Origin of the sequence: Aminobacter sp. NyZ550, assembly GCF_025628925.2 — a bacterium.
GTDB lineage: Bacteria > Pseudomonadota > Alphaproteobacteria > Rhizobiales > Rhizobiaceae > Aminobacter > Aminobacter ciceronei.
This window is the reverse complement of the sequence record NZ_CP114190.1, coordinates 1,169,204-1,184,959: the sequence shown is the minus strand read 5'-3', so window position 1 is coordinate 1,184,959 and position 15,756 is coordinate 1,169,204. Positions and strand designations below refer to the sequence as shown.

17 protein-coding genes, 1 tRNA gene and 1 pseudogene are annotated in these 15,756 nt (G+C 62.7%); 7 read left to right on the top strand and 12 right to left on the bottom strand.

The features are described from left to right. Position 1: 1 nt before the first annotated feature. Entirely contained in the window at positions 2-1,150 is a 1,149-nt protein-coding gene (proB, locus tag N7E70_RS05850) for a glutamate 5-kinase (RefSeq protein ID WP_154386200.1), read from the bottom strand. Positions 1,151-1,156: 6 nt separating this feature from the next. After that, positions 1,157-2,194, bottom strand: coding sequence for a GTPase ObgE (obgE, locus tag N7E70_RS05845; RefSeq protein WP_067956589.1), 1,038 nt, complete (start codon positions 2,192-2,194; stop codon positions 1,157-1,159). Between the two features lie 114 nt (positions 2,195-2,308). Between obgE and N7E70_RS05840 the strand changes: the two genes are divergently transcribed. After that, positions 2,309-3,169 (top strand): endonuclease/exonuclease/phosphatase family protein, encoded by an 861-nt coding sequence (locus tag N7E70_RS05840; RefSeq protein ID WP_192313670.1) that lies wholly within the window; start codon positions 2,309-2,311, stop codon positions 3,167-3,169. A gap of 9 nt (positions 3,170-3,178) precedes the next feature. On the opposite strand, the gene N7E70_RS05835 is transcribed toward N7E70_RS05840, so the two are convergent. The 3 genes from N7E70_RS05835 to rplU form a co-directional block, all read right to left on the bottom strand. After that, positions 3,179-3,766 carry a GNAT family N-acetyltransferase gene (locus N7E70_RS05835; RefSeq protein ID WP_067956586.1) on the bottom strand — a complete coding sequence of 196 codons (588 nt, stop codon included), beginning with the start codon at positions 3,764-3,766 and terminating at the stop codon, positions 3,179-3,181. 120 nt (positions 3,767-3,886) lie between these two features. Next, positions 3,887-4,156, bottom strand: a complete 270-nt coding sequence (gene rpmA / locus N7E70_RS05830) for a 50S ribosomal protein L27 (protein ID WP_055974797.1) — start codon at positions 4,154-4,156, stop codon at positions 3,887-3,889. Between the two features lie 24 nt (positions 4,157-4,180). After that, positions 4,181-4,612 (bottom strand): 50S ribosomal protein L21, encoded by a 432-nt coding sequence (gene rplU / locus N7E70_RS05825; RefSeq protein ID WP_067956584.1) that lies wholly within the window; start codon positions 4,610-4,612, stop codon positions 4,181-4,183. A gap of 444 nt (positions 4,613-5,056) precedes the next feature. On the opposite strand from rplU, the gene N7E70_RS05820 reads away from it, so the two are divergent. The 3 genes and pseudogenes from N7E70_RS05820 to N7E70_RS30885 all read left to right on the top strand — a co-directional run. Further along, positions 5,057-5,146: transfer RNA gene (locus tag N7E70_RS05820), tRNA-Ser, on the top strand. 105 nt (positions 5,147-5,251) lie between these two features. Further along, the gene (locus N7E70_RS05815; RefSeq protein WP_263005773.1) at positions 5,252-5,800 is read left to right on the top strand and encodes an NADAR family protein; all 549 of its coding nucleotides are present in this window, start codon (positions 5,252-5,254) and stop codon (positions 5,798-5,800) included. Positions 5,801-5,998: 198 nt separating this feature from the next. Beyond that, positions 5,999-6,259: pseudogene (locus N7E70_RS30885) on the top strand (autotransporter outer membrane beta-barrel domain-containing protein); the annotation flags it as partial. 294 nt (positions 6,260-6,553) lie between these two features. On the opposite strand, the gene N7E70_RS05805 reads toward N7E70_RS30885, so the two are convergent. The 7 genes from N7E70_RS05805 to rfbA all read right to left on the bottom strand — a co-directional run bounded on the left by N7E70_RS05805 (position 6,554) and on the right by rfbA (position 13,218). Next, the gene (locus N7E70_RS05805; RefSeq protein ID WP_263005772.1) at positions 6,554-7,420 is read right to left on the bottom strand and encodes a D-amino-acid transaminase; all 867 of its coding nucleotides are present in this window, start codon (positions 7,418-7,420) and stop codon (positions 6,554-6,556) included. A gap of 90 nt (positions 7,421-7,510) precedes the next feature. Further along, positions 7,511-8,701, bottom strand: coding sequence for a glycosyltransferase WbsX family protein (locus tag N7E70_RS05800; protein ID WP_067956573.1), 1,191 nt, complete (start codon positions 8,699-8,701; stop codon positions 7,511-7,513). 62 nt (positions 8,702-8,763) lie between these two features. Further along, positions 8,764-9,606, bottom strand: a complete 843-nt coding sequence (locus tag N7E70_RS05795; RefSeq protein ID WP_263005771.1) for a glycosyltransferase family 2 protein — start codon at positions 9,604-9,606, stop codon at positions 8,764-8,766. A gap of 217 nt (positions 9,607-9,823) precedes the next feature. Continuing rightward, the gene (gene rfbD, locus N7E70_RS05790) at positions 9,824-10,708 is read right to left on the bottom strand and encodes a dTDP-4-dehydrorhamnose reductase (protein WP_263005802.1); all 885 of its coding nucleotides are present in this window, start codon (positions 10,706-10,708) and stop codon (positions 9,824-9,826) included. Continuing rightward, complete coding sequence (rfbB, locus tag N7E70_RS05785) at positions 10,705-11,784, bottom strand: dTDP-glucose 4,6-dehydratase (RefSeq protein WP_246787030.1); 1,080 nt, start codon at positions 11,782-11,784, stop codon at positions 10,705-10,707. The genes rfbD and rfbB overlap by 4 nt, the downstream gene beginning before the upstream one ends. After that, a complete protein-coding gene (gene rfbC, locus N7E70_RS05780; protein ID WP_154386206.1) occupies positions 11,781-12,344 on the bottom strand; it encodes a dTDP-4-dehydrorhamnose 3,5-epimerase in 564 nt (187 codons plus the stop codon). The genes rfbB and rfbC overlap by 4 nt, the downstream gene beginning before the upstream one ends. After that, positions 12,337-13,218, bottom strand: coding sequence for a glucose-1-phosphate thymidylyltransferase RfbA (gene rfbA / locus N7E70_RS05775; RefSeq protein ID WP_067956564.1), 882 nt, complete (start codon positions 13,216-13,218; stop codon positions 12,337-12,339). Before rfbA ends, rfbC begins: the two co-directional genes overlap by 8 nt. A 274-nt stretch (positions 13,219-13,492) precedes the next feature. Between rfbA and N7E70_RS05770 the strand changes: the two genes are divergently transcribed. The 3 genes from N7E70_RS05770 (at position 13,493) to N7E70_RS05760 (ending at position 15,738) form a co-directional block, all read left to right on the top strand. Further along, positions 13,493-14,086: an ankyrin repeat domain-containing protein gene (locus N7E70_RS05770; protein WP_210283768.1), complete on the top strand. Its 594-nt coding sequence runs from the start codon at positions 13,493-13,495 to the stop codon at positions 14,084-14,086. 10 nt (positions 14,087-14,096) lie between these two features. Continuing rightward, positions 14,097-14,567: a nucleoside deaminase gene (locus N7E70_RS05765; protein WP_182574252.1), complete on the top strand. Its 471-nt coding sequence runs from the start codon at positions 14,097-14,099 to the stop codon at positions 14,565-14,567. Between the two features lie 79 nt (positions 14,568-14,646). Beyond that, positions 14,647-15,738 carry a CaiB/BaiF CoA transferase family protein gene (locus N7E70_RS05760; protein WP_154386210.1) on the top strand — a complete coding sequence of 364 codons (1,092 nt, stop codon included), beginning with the start codon at positions 14,647-14,649 and terminating at the stop codon, positions 15,736-15,738. The last annotated feature ends 18 nt before the right edge of the window (positions 15,739-15,756 follow it).

Below are 15,756 nucleotides of genomic sequence, written 5' to 3'. Positions count from 1 at the left end.
CCTACCCTTCCGCTTGCACCGCAACCTTGTCCGTATGGCTGACCACGAGGTCGTCACGATGGATCATCGCCGAGCGTGCCTCGTAGCCAAGAACGGTTTCGATCTCCGCCGTCTTCAGTCCAGCGATCCTTACGGCATCCGCAGCGTCATAGGCAACCAGCCCGCGCGCGATCTCGCGCCCCTCGGGCGACAGAATCGCCACCGTGTCGCCGCGTGAGAAATTGCCGCTGACAAGCTTCACACCGGCCGGCAGCAGCGACTTGCCCGACAGCAGCGCACCGACGGCACCCGCATCGACGGTCAGCCGTCCTGCCGGCTCGAGCTGGCCGGCGATCCAGGTCTTGTAGCCCTTCACCGGATTGCCGCTCGGCCGAAACAGGGTGGAGCGTTCGCCGCGTTCGATCGCCATCAGCGGCGACAGCCGCGTGCCGGCGGTGATGATCATCGCCGTGCCGGCCGCAGTGGCGATCTTGCCGGCGTCGATCTTCGTCCGCATGCCGCCGCGCGACAGTTCGGAGGCAGCTCCCCCGGCCATCGCCTCGATATCAGGCGTGATGCGGTCGACGACCGGAATGAATTTGGCATTCGGGTCGCTTGCCGGCGGGGCGGTGTAGAGCCCGTCGATGTCGGACAGCAGCACCAAAAGATCAGATCCCATCATCGTCGCCACACGCGCCGCCAGGCGATCATTGTCGCCATAGCGGATTTCGCTCGTCGCCACCGTGTCGTTTTCGTTGATGACCGGCACAGCATCCATCTTGAGCAGCGTCGATATGGTGGCGCGCGCGTTCAGATAGCGCCGGCGCTCCTCGGTGTCGCCGAGCGTGACCAGAATCTGGCCCGACTTCAGCCCCTTGCGGCCGAGCTCTTCCGCCCAGGCGCCCGACAAAGCGATCTGGCCGACGGCCGCGGCGGCCTGACTCTCTTCCAGCTTCAAGGCGCGCTTGCCGAGACCGAGGATGGTGCGGCCAAGCGCGATCGCGCCCGACGAGACGACCAGCACGTCGGCGCCACCTTCGGCGAGCGTTGCGATGTCGTCGGCCATCGAGGCCAGCCATTCGCGCTTGAGACCGGTCGAGCGGTCGACAAGCAGCGCCGAGCCGATCTTGACTGTGATGCGCTTGTAGCTTCGAAGCGTAGGGATCGTCATGGCAGTCTACTTCGTCCAGCGCGCGTCGGAGGGCGCCACCTCGCCGCTTGCCTGACGTGCCTCTTCGACCACGCTCATCAGCGCGCGCAGCGTCTCCTCGACGCCCTCGCGCGTCGCCGCCGACAGGAGGATAGGCGCGCGCCCAGCCGCGCGTTTCAACGATGCCATCTTCTTCTTGCGTTCATCTGGATCGAGCGTATCAGCCTGGGAAAGTGCGACCACTTCGAACTTCTCGTCGAGACCGTGGCCATAGGCCTCAAGCTCGCGGCGCACCGTCTTGTAGGCCTTGGCAGGGCTTTCTTCCCGCGCCGAGACCAGATGCAGCAGCACGCGCGTGCGCTCGACATGGCCAAGGAAACGGTCGCCGATGCCAACACCTTCATGCGCGCCCTCGATCAGACCGGGAATGTCGGCGATGACGAACTCGCGGGCGTCGATGCGGGCCACGCCCAGGCCCGGATGCAGCGTGGTGAAGGGATAGTCGGCAATCTTCGGCTTTGCCGCCGTGACCGAGGCAAGGAAGGTCGACTTGCCGGCATTGGGCAGGCCGACGAGGCCGGCATCGGCGATCAGCTTGAGCCTGAGCCAGACCCACATCTCCTGGCCTTCGAGGCCGGGATTGGCTCGCCGCGGCGCCTGGTTGGTCGAGGTCTTGAAATGCTGGTTGCCGAAACCGCCATTGCCGCCCTTGGCGAGCAGATAACGCTGGCCGACCTGGGTCAGGTCGCAGATCAGCGTCTCGTTGTCTTCTTCATAGACCTGCGTGCCGACCGGGACCTTGAGCGTGATGTCGGCTCCCTTGGCGCCGGTCATGTTGCGGCCCATGCCGTGAATGCCGGTCTGCGCCTTGAAATGCTGCTGGTAACGATAGTCGATCAGCGTGTTGAGACCATCGACGACCTCGAGCCAGACGTCGCCACCGCGGCCGCCATCGCCACCGTCCGGGCCGCCGAATTCGATGAACTTTTCGCGCCGGAACGACACTGCACCCGCGCCACCGTTGCCGGAGCGGATGTAAACCTTGGCCTGATCGAGAAATTTCATCGGACTCTTCGTCTTCTGCTGCTATTTCGTTGTTTCAGCGCACTTGCCATAGCGCAAGGCGCGGCGAAGGGCGAGAGCGGATTGGGCCGCGAAGCCCGTATCGAAAGGACGTAGATGAAACTGGTCACCTACAACACCCAGTATGGCGTCGGCCGCGACGCGCGCTACGACCTCGACCGCATTGCCCGCGCCGTCGACGGCGCCGACATCGTGTCGCTGCAGGAGGTGACCCGCAACTTCATGCGCAACGACATGGCCGACATGGTCGACGGCCTTGCCCGCCTGCTGCCCGACTACTTCCATGTCTACGGCGTCGCCATGGACATCGACTTCGGCATGCTCGGCACCGACGGCAAGCCCGCCAACAAGCGGCTGCAGTTCGGCAACATGGTGCTGTCGCGCTGGCCCATCGTCGCGTCGCGCAACCTGCTCCTGCCGCGCAGCAAACGCCTCAGCCGCGGCAACCTGCAGCGCTCGGCGCTGGAAGCGCTTATTATGGCACCGTCGGGTCCGCTGCGTGTCTACTCCGTACACACCGACCACGTCAGCCAGGAGGAGCGCATCGCCCAGATCCGTCACCTCAAGGAACGGGTCTACGCCTTTGCCGCAGAAGGCGGCGTCCTCACCGGTGCTGCCGAATACGGTTTCCCCGAGCTCCCCAGCCCCGAGGAATTCGTTCTCATGGGCGACTTCAACATGGTGCCGGGCTCGCCCGAACATCTCGTCATGACCGGCGTGCCCGACCCGGTGGAAGGTCCGCAGATCGTCGCCCATCACCCTGTCGACGCCTATACGCTGGCGGGCGGAGTTCCGGATGGGTCGGTCTCCTGGACCGACACGACCCATCCGGAAAAAACCCGCCTCATCGACTACGTCTTCGTTCAGGCCAACATGGCCGCCAGGGTCAAATCCGTCCGCATCGACAGCGATGCGGCAGGTTCCGACCACCAGCCGGTGTGGGTCGAGCTGGCCTGAGCCGTCCGCCTAGAACCGCGCCCACGACCTGAGGCTCGCCCAGGTCTTGCGGTCGAGCCGGTAACGCTCGACAGGGACCTGGCCGGCGACGATCGAGTTCAGCATGCCCTGGCCGGCATACTGGAAGCCGCACTTGTGGATGACCCGCCGCGACGCCGGGTTGATGACCCGGCACGAGACGTTGAGCACGGCAACATCGGTCGCCCGGAAGGCGAGATCGACGAGCGCATGCGCGGCCTCGGTGGCATAGCCCGACTTCCAGTAGGGTTCACCGATCCAGTAGCCGAGCTCTAGCCCACGGTCGGTGACGTTTAGCCCGGCCGAACCGACGAAGGCACCGGTGTCGGCGATGGTGATGGCATAGACCACCCCGCCGCGCCTGCTGCGCGCCATCGACAGGAAGGCCCGCGCCTCGGCCTCGCCGTAGGGATGCGGCATCCGCGACAACATCTCGGCGATGTGGCGGTTGTCGGCCAGCTGCACCAGCTCGGGGATGTCGTCCTCGTGCGGTGGCCGCAGGACCAGGCGCTCGGTCAGCAATATCGGACAGTCGATCGACAGCCTTTCGTCTTCGCTGTCTTCCTTCTCGGCAACCATGTGAAATCCTCCAGGAAAATGAAAAAGGGGAGATGGAAACCCATCTCCCCTGATCCTTTTCCTGGCTTGGCCAGACACCGGTTCCCGAGATGGGGCGCCGGTGTTGTAGTGCGGAACCGGCTACTCCGCGGCCTTGAGAATCGGATTCACCGATACGTAGGTTCGGCCATTGGCTTTTTTGTTGAAGGTCACGGCGCCGGCTTCGAGCGCAAAAAGGGTGTGATCCTTGCCCATGCCGACGTTGACGCCGGGATGCCAGGTGGTGCCGCGTTGACGAACGATAATGTTGCCCGGAATCACGGACTCGCTACCGAACTTCTTGACGCCAAGGCGCTTCGACTCTGAATCGCGACCGTTGCGCGACGAACCGCCAGCTTTTTTATGTGCCATGGATGTTCTCCTTCAGCGCTCTGATTACTCTGATTCCGCGACGGCTGCAGCCTTTTTCGGCGCTGCCTTCTTCGCGGGCTTTTCTGCAGCTGCATCAGCTGCGGCTTCGGCCTTCACTGCCGCCTTCTTCGAAGGCTTCGCACCGCCGGTCAGGATCTCGGAGATCCGGACAGTGGTGTGGTGCTGGCGGTGACCGCGGGCGCGACGCGAGTTCTGGCGGCGACGCTTCTTGAAGGCGATGACGGTCTTGTTGCGGCCGTGCTCGACCACCTCAGCCGTCACCACTGCGCCAGCGACGAAGGGCGCGCCGATCTCGGCGTTTTCACCTTCGCCAACGGCGAGCACTTCGACGAATTCCACGGTGTCGCCGGCGGCGCCGACGAGCTTCTCAACCTTGATCACATCATTGGCGGCAACGCGATACTGCTTACCGCCCGTTTTGATGACTGCGAACATTTTGTGCCTTTCGCTGTTCGGTCGGCCTTTTTGGCCGTCTTTTTGTCAGTCGATACGGGTTCATGACAAACGGCGCAGAGGACCCTCCACGCCGATTGCAGGGGTCCCGTAACCGAAGGTTGCCATGAAGTCAAGGCGAACACCTTGGCAAAGCTGCGCTTTCGAGCCCGGCCAGGCCTCCCGTGCCGACGCGAGCCTCACGCAGTCCAGTCCCGGATACAGGCTTCAGCTCAAGCGAACAACTGCCGAGGCGACGCCCGCATAACCCAAACGCCCGTGAAGCCAGTCTCTCTGACCGAGATTTTCCACCGGGCTGACGCAGCGTCCATCTGGCTAAATCGGCTCAATGAAAAAGATACGCCAACTCGGTCACATTTAGCCTTGTGCGACAGGCCATGAGCCGTTATCTACTGCGCCGCGCCGGCAACGGCCGATCACGACCGCGGAGAGGTGGCAGAGTGGTCGAATGCACCGCACTCGAAATGCGGCATGGGTGCAAGCCCATCGGGGGTTCGAATCCCTCCCTCTCCGCCAGACACCGCCGGTTCTACGCTTAAAGCCCTAAATATCTTGAGGCCGCAACGGCAGCTTTCTGCCTTCATTGCCGATGTTCGGCATTGCTGCTTCAGAGTGCAGACTATGGTTCATGATCGCGCCCACCTTGAGACAGCGTTCCGTGCCAAGGCACGCCTGAAGTTCCTTTTCTTCTGGGGGCACCAGCCTGCAAAAGATGGACGGATAACTGCCTCATGCTTCAGCCAGTGGTGGTCTGCGGCCTTTGAGGTGGCCAGCATCCGCTATCCCACGGCTGAGCATTGGATGATGGCTGAGAAGGCACGGCTGTTTGGCGACCAAGAAGCGGTGCAGCACGTCCTTAAGGCGCGAAGTCCCAAGCAGGCAAAGCAGATCGGTCGCGAGGTGCGCGGTTTTGATGAGGCGCGTTGGGATGGAGAGAAGCGCCGCATCGTCACTGAAGGAAGCTTCGCAAAGTTCTCCCAAAACAAGGCGCTCGGGGCATTTCTGCTGTCTACCGGCAATCAGATTCTAGTTGAAGCAAGCCCGGTGGACCGCGTGTGGGGCATCGGCTTGGCCGCTGATGACAAGCGAGCAGCCAATCCACTCCTGTGGCGTGGCGACAATTTGCTCGGCTTCGCGCTCATGAGCGTGCGAGACCGCATTAGAGTCTGATACCGCCTTATAGCCCTGATCTGTATGTCCGCTAACCACTCCGCTGTAGATCTACTCGACCGACATTACTCTCCAGCTGTCTTCATTTGGATCCCAGCGTGTGCAGCGGCGGAAGGTTTGCGGATGACATAAAGATCCTGGTGTTCCCACCAACCGGCAGATTCGTAGGTTAGGTACTCAGCGCCGGAAAGTTGCGCGATTTGCCCATCGACAAAACCCTTCGCCAATCTCGCCTCCGTCAATCTCCACACGGATGGCTTTGCCGAACAGGGCGGCGCTGCGGCTCTCACCGTCGCAAGGGATTCGACCGACGTCACCTTCACCACCGTCGGGTTGCGCGCCTCGACCGCATTTACAGTGGCCGGCATAGAAACCAGGGCACGCGGCATGCTCGGCTGGCGCCACGCTTTCGGCAACATGTTTCCCTCGTCAGTCAATGCCTTTGGCTACTCCAGCGCTTTCTCTGTCGCGGGGGCACCGATCGCCAGAGACAGCGCCATTGTCGAGGCCGGCTCGACTTCGACATCTCCGCGGCTGCAAGCGTCGGCCTTGCCTATCATGGCCAATTGGCATCCGACGCACAGCATCACAGCTTCAAGGCAAACCTTGCGGTGCGGTTCTAGCCGTCGTCATGCACGCCATGCCGACCATGGACGACTACCAGGACCCGAAGATGGTCGTGTATCTTCGGCAGCCGCGACGGCGTTTGCCGGCCCAGCTGGCTACGGGCCCGGATGGGTCAGCCCTTGCCCGTCAGCGTGCGCTCGCGCGCGCATGGTCGATATAGATCTCGCGCAGCCGCGTGACGACTGGTCCCGGCTTGCCGTCGCCGATCGGCTTGCCATCGATGCGGGTCACCGGCATGACGAAGGTCGAAGCGCTGGTGATGAAGGCTTCGGCAGCAGCCTGGGCTTCCTCGACGGTAAAGCGGCGTTGCTCGAGCGTCAGGCCGCCCTCCTCGGCCAACTGGACAAGCGCCTGTCGCGTACAGCCGGGCAGCGTGCGCCGGCTGTTGGCGGGTGAGACGATCTTGCCGTCATGGGTAACGATATAGGCGGTCGACGACGCACCTTCGGAGACATGACCGTCCTCGACCATCCACGCCTCGTCGCAACCTTCCGCCTTGGCGTCGCGCTTGGCCAACACCTGCGGCAGCAGGGACACGCTCTTGATGTCGCGCCTTGCCCAGCGCAGGTCGGCCAGCGTCTTGACGGCAATGCCTGTCCTTGCTGCGGCAACATCGACAAGCACCTTCGGCTGCGTCAACAGCAGGAGTGTCGGCACCAGCTCCTCGCCGAACAGGAAGTTCCGCTCTTCGGCGCCCCGCGTCAGTTGCAGGTAGACAAGCCCTTCCTGCAGACCGTTGCGCTCGATCAGACCGTGCTCGATCTCTTCGATGGCAGCGGTGGTGATGGGCAGGCGCAAGCCAAGTTCACAGGCCGAGCGCTCCAGACGCGCCATGTGCAGGTCGCTGTCGACTAGCTTGCCGTCAAGAACCGCCGTCACCTCGTAGATGCCGTCGGCAAACAGGAAGCCGCGATCGAAGATCGACAGTTTGGCCTCAGCGGCCGGCAGGTAGCTGCCATTCAGCCAGACGATGCGGTCTTGTCCACCGGCCATAGGTACTCTCCAATGCAAGTGAGATGTCAGCGCGCCTTGTACAGGCCCAGCACCCCGATGGAAATTGCCTTATGCGAGACGGCGCCGCTGTCACTTATGGTTCCGAAGGGCTTCCGCGCAGGCCTCGAGATAGGCGTAACCATATCTCAGGTCGGGTTCGAGATACGCCCCCTCGCCCCACTCGTTCCAGGCATTGATGAAGACAAGGCGCTCGTTTGCAGGATTGGCCTGCGCGCGCTCCATCGCGTCCCCGAGCCATTGCTCGAAGAGATCGGGCGTCGAGCCATGGTAGATCTGGGCAGACGTCGGACGGCGCGCGCTGTTGTCCCATGACGGCATGACGCCGGGATGGACGACGCCTGCCTCGACCGACTTCACCTTTTCCGCTGCCACCACGTCGGCGTAGCGTCGAATACGACCGCTGTCCCGGAAGCGTGAGACGGACAAGCTGCTTTCGATACTCGGCGTGCGGATGTTGTGCGGCGGAAACTCGGACAGCGCATCGAAGCCGTGGTCGCGATGCGCACTGAAATCAAAGGCATTCGTCGCGATCAGGTAGATCCCAGGATATCCGAGCCTGGTCATCTCTGCGCGCCAGCGTGCGATGGTGGCTTTCATGTCCGGGAAGAGGCTCGCGCGATAGACGGTGAAAACCGGCTTGCCGTCGATTTTCAGATAGCGGGGATCGCGGAAATATTTGTCGAGGCCGCGAATGACCGCGATGTCGTCCTCCGCCGAATGCCGCTGCGCCAGAAGCACGTCCTGCTCGCGCCCGGACCAGCGTCGCGACCAGGTTTCGTTGGCCCAGCACAGGGAGAATGGCAGGTCGAGATCGGCGGTTGCCAGGTAATGGTCCAGCGGACCTTCCAGCAGACGCCGACCACCAAACCAGTAGAAATGAAAGCAGAAGGCTGAGATGCCATAGAGCTTGGCCAGTTCGACCTGCCGGCGCATGACTTCAGGCAACCGGAGGTCATAATAGCCCAGTTCTCCCGGCAGCCGCGGCTGGTAGTGACCTTCGAAGACAGGGAACGCGCGCGCAACGTTGCGCCATTCGGTGAAGCCGCTCCCCCACCACTCGTCGTTCTCCGCCGTCGGATGAAACTGCGGCAGGTAGTACGCCACCAGGCGGACGTCGGTCGCGGCCGGCTTTTCGCTTGCTATCGGCTTATAGTCACCGGCCGGATAATGGCCAAGGAGATTGCGGACCTGTGTCTCGTGTAGCCGGTCCGACGGCTGTGACCTCGCCAGCCATCGGGACGGCTGCGCGATCCGCCGCAACTTTCCCCAGACTCTGCGCAAGAAGGATGGCCTTTCACGCCACGGGGCGCCTGACAGAGCGTTCACTGGCGCTTCCCGAAACTGCCCATAGGGCCGCCATTCAATCCGTTTGCAAATCCCAGAAGCTTGGAGCGTCGCGCACTGGAGAACAGCACATGCGGCCACAGCAGCTTCAGCCACGTACGGAAACGTTCGGCAGGTACGTCAAGCGGCATCTGGTGCTTGTTCATGACATAGACCAGCGACCGGCCCATCGCTTCACCCTTGACGCGGCCCGACTCGACCGACCGCGCGCTGGAGCGGCCTTCCGCATGGTCGACGGCAGCACCTGCAGCAAGCCGCAGCTCGACACCGACCCGCAGCAGCCGCACGCTGAGGTCGTCGTCCTCGTGGAACAGGAAGATGTTCTGGTCGAAGCCGCCAACCTGCTCGAAATGCTTGCGCCTGATGAAGATGCAGGCGCCATGCAGGACCGGGATGGCGCAATCATGGTTGGGTGGCGCCCCGTGCCAAAAGTCGGACGCCGGCAGCAGTCGCGACCACCGTCTGAAGCGCCGGCGCGAGCCCGAATAGAAACGCGGATTGAAGGCGGCGTCGGGATGGGCAGCGGCTGCAGCAACAAGCGCCTCTATCGCGCCCGCCTCGAAGCGAAGGTCAGGATTGGCAAGCAGCAGGAATGGCGCATTGCCGGCGGCCGCGCCGACATTGCAGGCGCTGCCATAGCCGACATTTTCCTCGATCTCGATGACCTTCGCCCCGGCAGCCTTGGCAAGCGTCACGGAGTCGTCGACGCTGGCGTTGTCGACGACAACAACGTTTGCACAACTCGGAACAGTCGCCAAAAATACTGGCAAGACCGAGCCGCTGTTGTGGGTAACGACGATCAGATCCACTTCCGGTTTCATAAAGTCGTCCGCATCAACTTGACTTAACGTAAATGTCGACTCCTACCCAAAGCAGTGAGCTTTTCCTCGTCTCGCATCTATGCAGCGAAACGGCTGTCCGGACAACATTTGTACAATCACAGCTTCTTTCCGCCGTAGCAATCGGGTGATCAACCAAACGGGAACCTTCCGGCAACGGGCAACTGGCGTTCGCTTTCGAAAGCGCTCAGGGTCAGATTCACCTGTTTGCAGATCCGACCAGTTCCGTGACCAGGCCCGCGACCCGCTCTCGCCACTCGCCGGCACGGTAGCCGAAATCGCGGGCAAAGGCGTCCGAGCTCAGTTGCGAATTCGCCGGCCGCGCGGCCTTTGCTGGCCATTGCTCACTGCCGACAGGTTCTGCAAGCGCGGATGGTCCGCCGAGCGACGCACTGACGGTAAAGACGTGAGTGGCCAGCTCAAACCAATTGGCGCGGCCCTGGCCGGCGAGATGGTAGAGACCGTGCGGAAAGCCGCCTCGCTTGTGCCACGAGGCAGCTGCCGCCAGCAAGCCGTCGGCGAGATCACGGGCCTCCGTCGGATTGCCGAACTGGTCGGCCACGACCTGCAGCCTGTCGCGTGTCGCCGCGAGCGTGAGCATCGTCTTGACGAAGTTGCGGGCATGGCGGCTGACGACCCAGGCCGTGCGCACCACCAGGTGGTCCGGATTGCCGGCACGGACGGCTTCCTCGCCCGCCAGCTTGCTGCGGCCATAGACCGTCTGCGGGTTGGGCATGTCCGTCTCTGAGTAAGGCTGCGCCGCCTTGCCATCAAACACGTAGTCCGTCGAAACCTGGACGATCGGGATGCCCGCAAGCCTGGTCAGTCGAGCCAATTCCGCCGGCGCCTCGGCATTGATGCGAAATGCGCGCTGGGGGTCGTCTTCCTGCTGATCGACGCCGGTGTGCGCGGCGGCATTGATGACCATATCAGGCGCGACCGATTTCAGGACCGGGGCAAAAGTGGCGAGATCTTCAAGGTCGAGGTCAGGCCGACCGACAAGGACGATATTTGCTTTTCCCTTGGCGCGCTCGGCAAGCGAGAGCGCCAATTGGCCGGATGTTCCGGTAACCAGAATCTTCACTTGGCAGCGACCAGTCCCTGGCGGGTTCCGTCGAAGCGCTGCTCGCGGATCGGGCGCCACCACCAGCCATTGGCGAGATACCAGTCGACGGTACGGGCGAGGCCGGTCTCAAAGGTTTCCAGCGGCGTCCAGCCCAGTTCCTGCTCGCTCTTGGTCGGATCGATGGCATAGCGCCGGTCATGTCCGGGCCGGTCGGTAACATAGGTGATGAGGTCGAGATGCGAGCGGCCGCCATTGCGGGGGCGGCGTGCATCAAGCAGGGCACAGATGGCTTCGACAACTTCGAGATTGGTGCGTTCGGCACGTCCGCCGATGTTGTAGCTCTCACCAATCCGGCCCCCGGTCATGACCGCTTCGAGTGCCCTGGCGTGATCCTCGACGAACAGCCAGTCACGGATGTTTGCGCCTTTGCCATAGACCGGCAGCGGCTGCTCATCCAACGCGTTGGCGATGACCAGCGGGATCAGCTTTTCCGGGAAGTGGTAGGGCCCGTAGTTGTTCGAACAGTTGGAAAGGACAACCGGCAATCCGTAGGTCTCGTGCCAGGCGCGCACGAAGTGATCGGACGCCGCCTTCGATGCCGAATAAGGCGACGACGGCTTGTAGGGCGAGTCCTCGGTGAAGACGCCGGAATCGAAAGGCAGGTCGCCGAACACCTCGTCGGTCGAGACGTGATGGAAGCGGAAGCGCTTGCGTGCCTCCTCCCCAAGGCTGCGCCAGTGGTCGAGCACGGCCTGCAGCAGGCTCGCCGTGCCGACGACATTGGTGGTGACGAAGGCCATAGGCCCGTCGATCGATCGGTCGACGTGGCTTTCTGCCGCCAGGTGCATGACGAGATCGACGGCTTCGTCTGCGAGAATCTTGCGCACCTTGTCGGTGTCGCAGATGTCGGCCTTCCGGAAGACATAGTTCGGATTGCCGTCGAGATCACGCAGCGACGTCAGGTTGCCGGCATAGGTCAGTTTGTCCAGGTTAACGACGCGGTACTTGCCGCTTGCCACCAGATGCCGGCAGACGGCCGAGCCGATGAAACCGGCGCCACCGGTGACCAGCACAGTTTGAGGGACGTTTTTCACGGGTAGACAAATCCGGTTTCGACATCAGTCAGCAAGGGGGCGGCAGCATCCTTGTCCGACAGGATCAGCTCTTGTGCGGCTACCGGCCAGTCGATCGCGATGTCGGGGTCATCGAAGCGGATCGAACGGTCATGCGGCTGCGAATAGGGTGCCGACACCTTGTAGGCAACTTCGGTGTCGGGCTCGAGCGTAACAAAGCCATGCGCGAAGCCCTTGGGCACCAATATCTGATTCCATTCTTTGGCGGAAACCGTCAGCCCCACCCATTTGCCGAAGGTCGGCGAGCCCACGCGAATGTCGATGGCGACATCGTAGATCGATCCGCGCAGGACCCGCACCAGCTTGTCCTGTGCAAAGGGCGGCTTCTGGAAATGCAGCCCCCGCAACACGCCGCGCTCCCGCGACAGCGAGTGATTGTCCTGCACGAAATCGACGGCGATGCCTGCCTGGGCAAGCTTCCCGGCATTCCAGGTCTCGGAAAAGAAACCGCGTGCGTCATCGAACCTGGGGACGCGTATTTCGCAAACGCCGTCCAGGCCGAGCTTGCTCACCTCAACCATGACTGATTTCCCTGACTCGGCGCTCGAGATAGCGGGCATAGTCGGTCTTGCCGAGCTCGGCGGCACGGCGCAACACGTCCTCTTCGCTGACCCAGCCGAGTTCGAAGCCGATCTCTTCCGGGCACATGATCTTGATGCCCTGGCGATGCTCGATGGTGCGCACGAAGGACGACGCCTCGTGGAGGCTGTCATGAGTGCCGGTATCGAGCCAGGCGTAGCCCCTGCCCAGGCGGACGACATGCAACGTATCGCGCTCGAGATAGGTGCGGTTGACGTCGGTGATCTCCAGTTCGCCACGCGCCGACGGCTTGATCGACGAGGCAATGTCGACCACCGAATTGTCGTAAAAATAGAGACCTGTCACCGCCCAGTTCGAGCGCGGCTGCGCAGGCTTTTCTTCGATCGACAGGGCACGCTGGGTCTCCCGGTCGAATGACACGACGCCATAACGCTGCGGATCCTCGACATGGTAGGCAAAGACCGAAGCGCCGCTCTCGCGGGCAACGGCTGCCCGACAGCGCTCCGACAGGCCGTCGCCATAGAAGATGTTGTCGCCAAGTATAAGCGCCACCGGGCTGTTGCCGATGAACTCGCGTCCGATGATGAACGCTTCGGCCAAGCCGTTGGGAGAAGGTTGGACGGCATAGGAAAACGACACGCCAAACGCCGAGCCGTCGCCGAGCAACTGCTGGAACTGCGGCAGATCGCGCGGCGTCGAGATGATAAGGATGTCCTGAATACCCGCCAGCATGAGAACGCCGAGCGGATAATAGATCATCGGCTTATCATATATCGGAAGTATCTGCTTCGATACTGCAAGTGTTGCAGGGTAGAGTCGCGTGCCACTACCGCCCGCAAGTATAATTCCCTTCACGGTACATCCCTGGTGTCGTTGCCTTCTGACCCCCGTCCCGGCTGACAAACCGCAATAGACCGTATGGGACGCACAAACAAGACATCAACTTCGTCTGCCACAATCACGAACAGATTTGGTTTCAGAAGGTAAAACTTGCGGAGCGGAACCCGCTATCCAGCCGCTCGGCCACACGTATCGAAAGATTAGGAACATGAACCGCCTATTGCTCAAGATCGCCTCTGTCCTGGCATTCGCCGCCATGGCATGGATTGCACCAGCCGCAGGAGAAAACATGCTCGAACGTGAATTGCATGCAAGCGCGAGCAAGGGTGACGCGACAGCTGTCCGCGACCTGCTTGCAAAGGGCGCCAGCATCGACGCACGCGACGACAGCGGCCGCACCGCACTTCTGCTCGCCACCCACGGCAACCAGATCGAAGCTGCCAGGGTGCTGATCGACGCAGGCGCCGACGTCAACGCCAAGGATGCCATCAATGACAGCCCGTATCTTTATGCCGGCGCACGCGGACACCTCGAGATCCTGAAGATGACGCTGGCCCACGGCGCCGATCTCAAGAGCATCAACCGCTATGGCGGCACCGCCCTGATCCCGGCCGCCGAACGCGGTCATGTCGAAACCGTGCGCACGCTGATCGAGGCCGGTGTCGAGGTCGACCACGTCAACAAGCTCAACTGGACGGCTCTGCTGGAGGCGATCGTACTCGGCGATGGCGGTCCCCGCCACGTCGCGATCGTCAAGTTGCTCGTCGACGCCGGTGCTGACGTCAACCTTGCCGACGGCGACGGCGTAACGCCGCTGCAGAACGCACGCAGGCACGGCTTCACCGAGATCGAGAAGGTCCTGGTTGCCGCCGGCGCCCGCTGAGGAGGCCGAATTGGACAAGTCGAGTGAGTTCCTTTGCCATGCAATCGAGCTGGCGCGCGCGAACATTTCGAGAGGTGGCCGTCCTTTTGGAGCGGTTGTGGTCAGGAACGGAGAGGTCGTCGCCTGTGGCGTCAATGAAGTGCTCTCGTCCAATGATCCGACTGCCCATGCCGAAATGTCGGCCATCCGGGCGGCAAGTCAGGCCCTGGCCTCGCCACGGCTCGACGGTTGCACAGTCTATGCAAGCGGCCATCCTTGCCCGATGTGCATGGGCGCGATGCGCATGGCCGGCATAACCGAAGTCGCATATGCATATTCGAATGACGACGGCGCGCCCTATGGCCTGTCGACGGCAGCTGTCTATGCCGACCTGGCGCGGCCAGCGACCGAACAGACGATGAAGGTCGCATATCTCCCGGTGCGCCCGCGGGACCACCAGCATCTTTACGCCGAGTGGCAGGCTGCACAGTCCCAATCCTAGGCTCTTCACCCCAATCCGGCCGGAAGGTTTCACAAGCCCCTCCGCCAGCCTCTCGTTTTCGCCACAAGGAGTGCGGACCATGACCAAACCGGCAACCGGCCCGCTTGCCGGGCTTCGCGTCGTCGAATTCGTCGGTCTCGGACCTGCACCCTTCGCCGCCATGCAGTTCGCGGACATGGGGGCCGACGTCATCCGCATCGCGCGCCCGGAGGCCACGCCAAAAATTCCCGATCCGATTTCGGGACGCGGGCGTCCAACCGTGGAGGCCGATCTCAAGGATCCCGTCCAGGCCGAGATGGTTCGCACACTCTGCGACAGTGCCGACGCCCTTATCGAAGGGTTCCGGCCGGCTGTCATGGAACGGCTGGGGTTGGGACCTGATGTCCTGCTGGAACGCAATCCGCGTCTCGTCTACGGCCGCATGACGGGGTGGGGGCAGACAGGTCCGCTGGCAACCCATGCGGGCCACGACATCAACTATATTGCCATATCAGGCGCGCTCGCGGCGATAGGCCCCGCCGGCCATCCCGTGCCGCCGCTCAACCTCGTCGGCGACTTCGGCGGCGGCGCCATGTTCCTCGTCTCCGGCATGCTCGCGGCCCTGCTGTCGGCGCAGCGTACAGGCACCGGGCAAGTCGTCGATGCTGCCATTTGCGACGGCACCGTCCAACTGATGACCATGGCTTACGACCTGGCCTCCGCCGGCCAGTGGCAGCCCCAGCGCGCAGCCAATCTGCTCGACGGCGGCGCGCCCTACTACTGCACCTATGAATGCGCAGACGGCAGGCATATCGCCATCGGTCCGATCGAACCGCAGTTCTTCGAACTGTTCCGCCAGGCCATCGGGCTGGACGACACCGCCCACGCCCTGCGCGCCGACCGGCGCAATTGGCCAGCACTGAAAGACGAGATCGCAGCGCTGATCATCAGACGCCCAAGCTCCGAATGGCTGGCTCTGCTGGAACACTCCGACGCCTGCGTTTCACCGGTGCTCGACCTTCACGAGGCGGCGCAACATCCTCATCTCATCGCCCGGAAAAGCTTTGTTCAACTGAACGGGCTGACACAACCAGCTCCGACCCCGCGCTTTTCCGGCACGCCGACCGAGGCGCGCGCCCGACCTCGAGAGGTGCTGCCGCTGGCCGAGGCGGTCAGGGCGTGGAGCGGCTAACTCCAGCTCGCGAGCTCT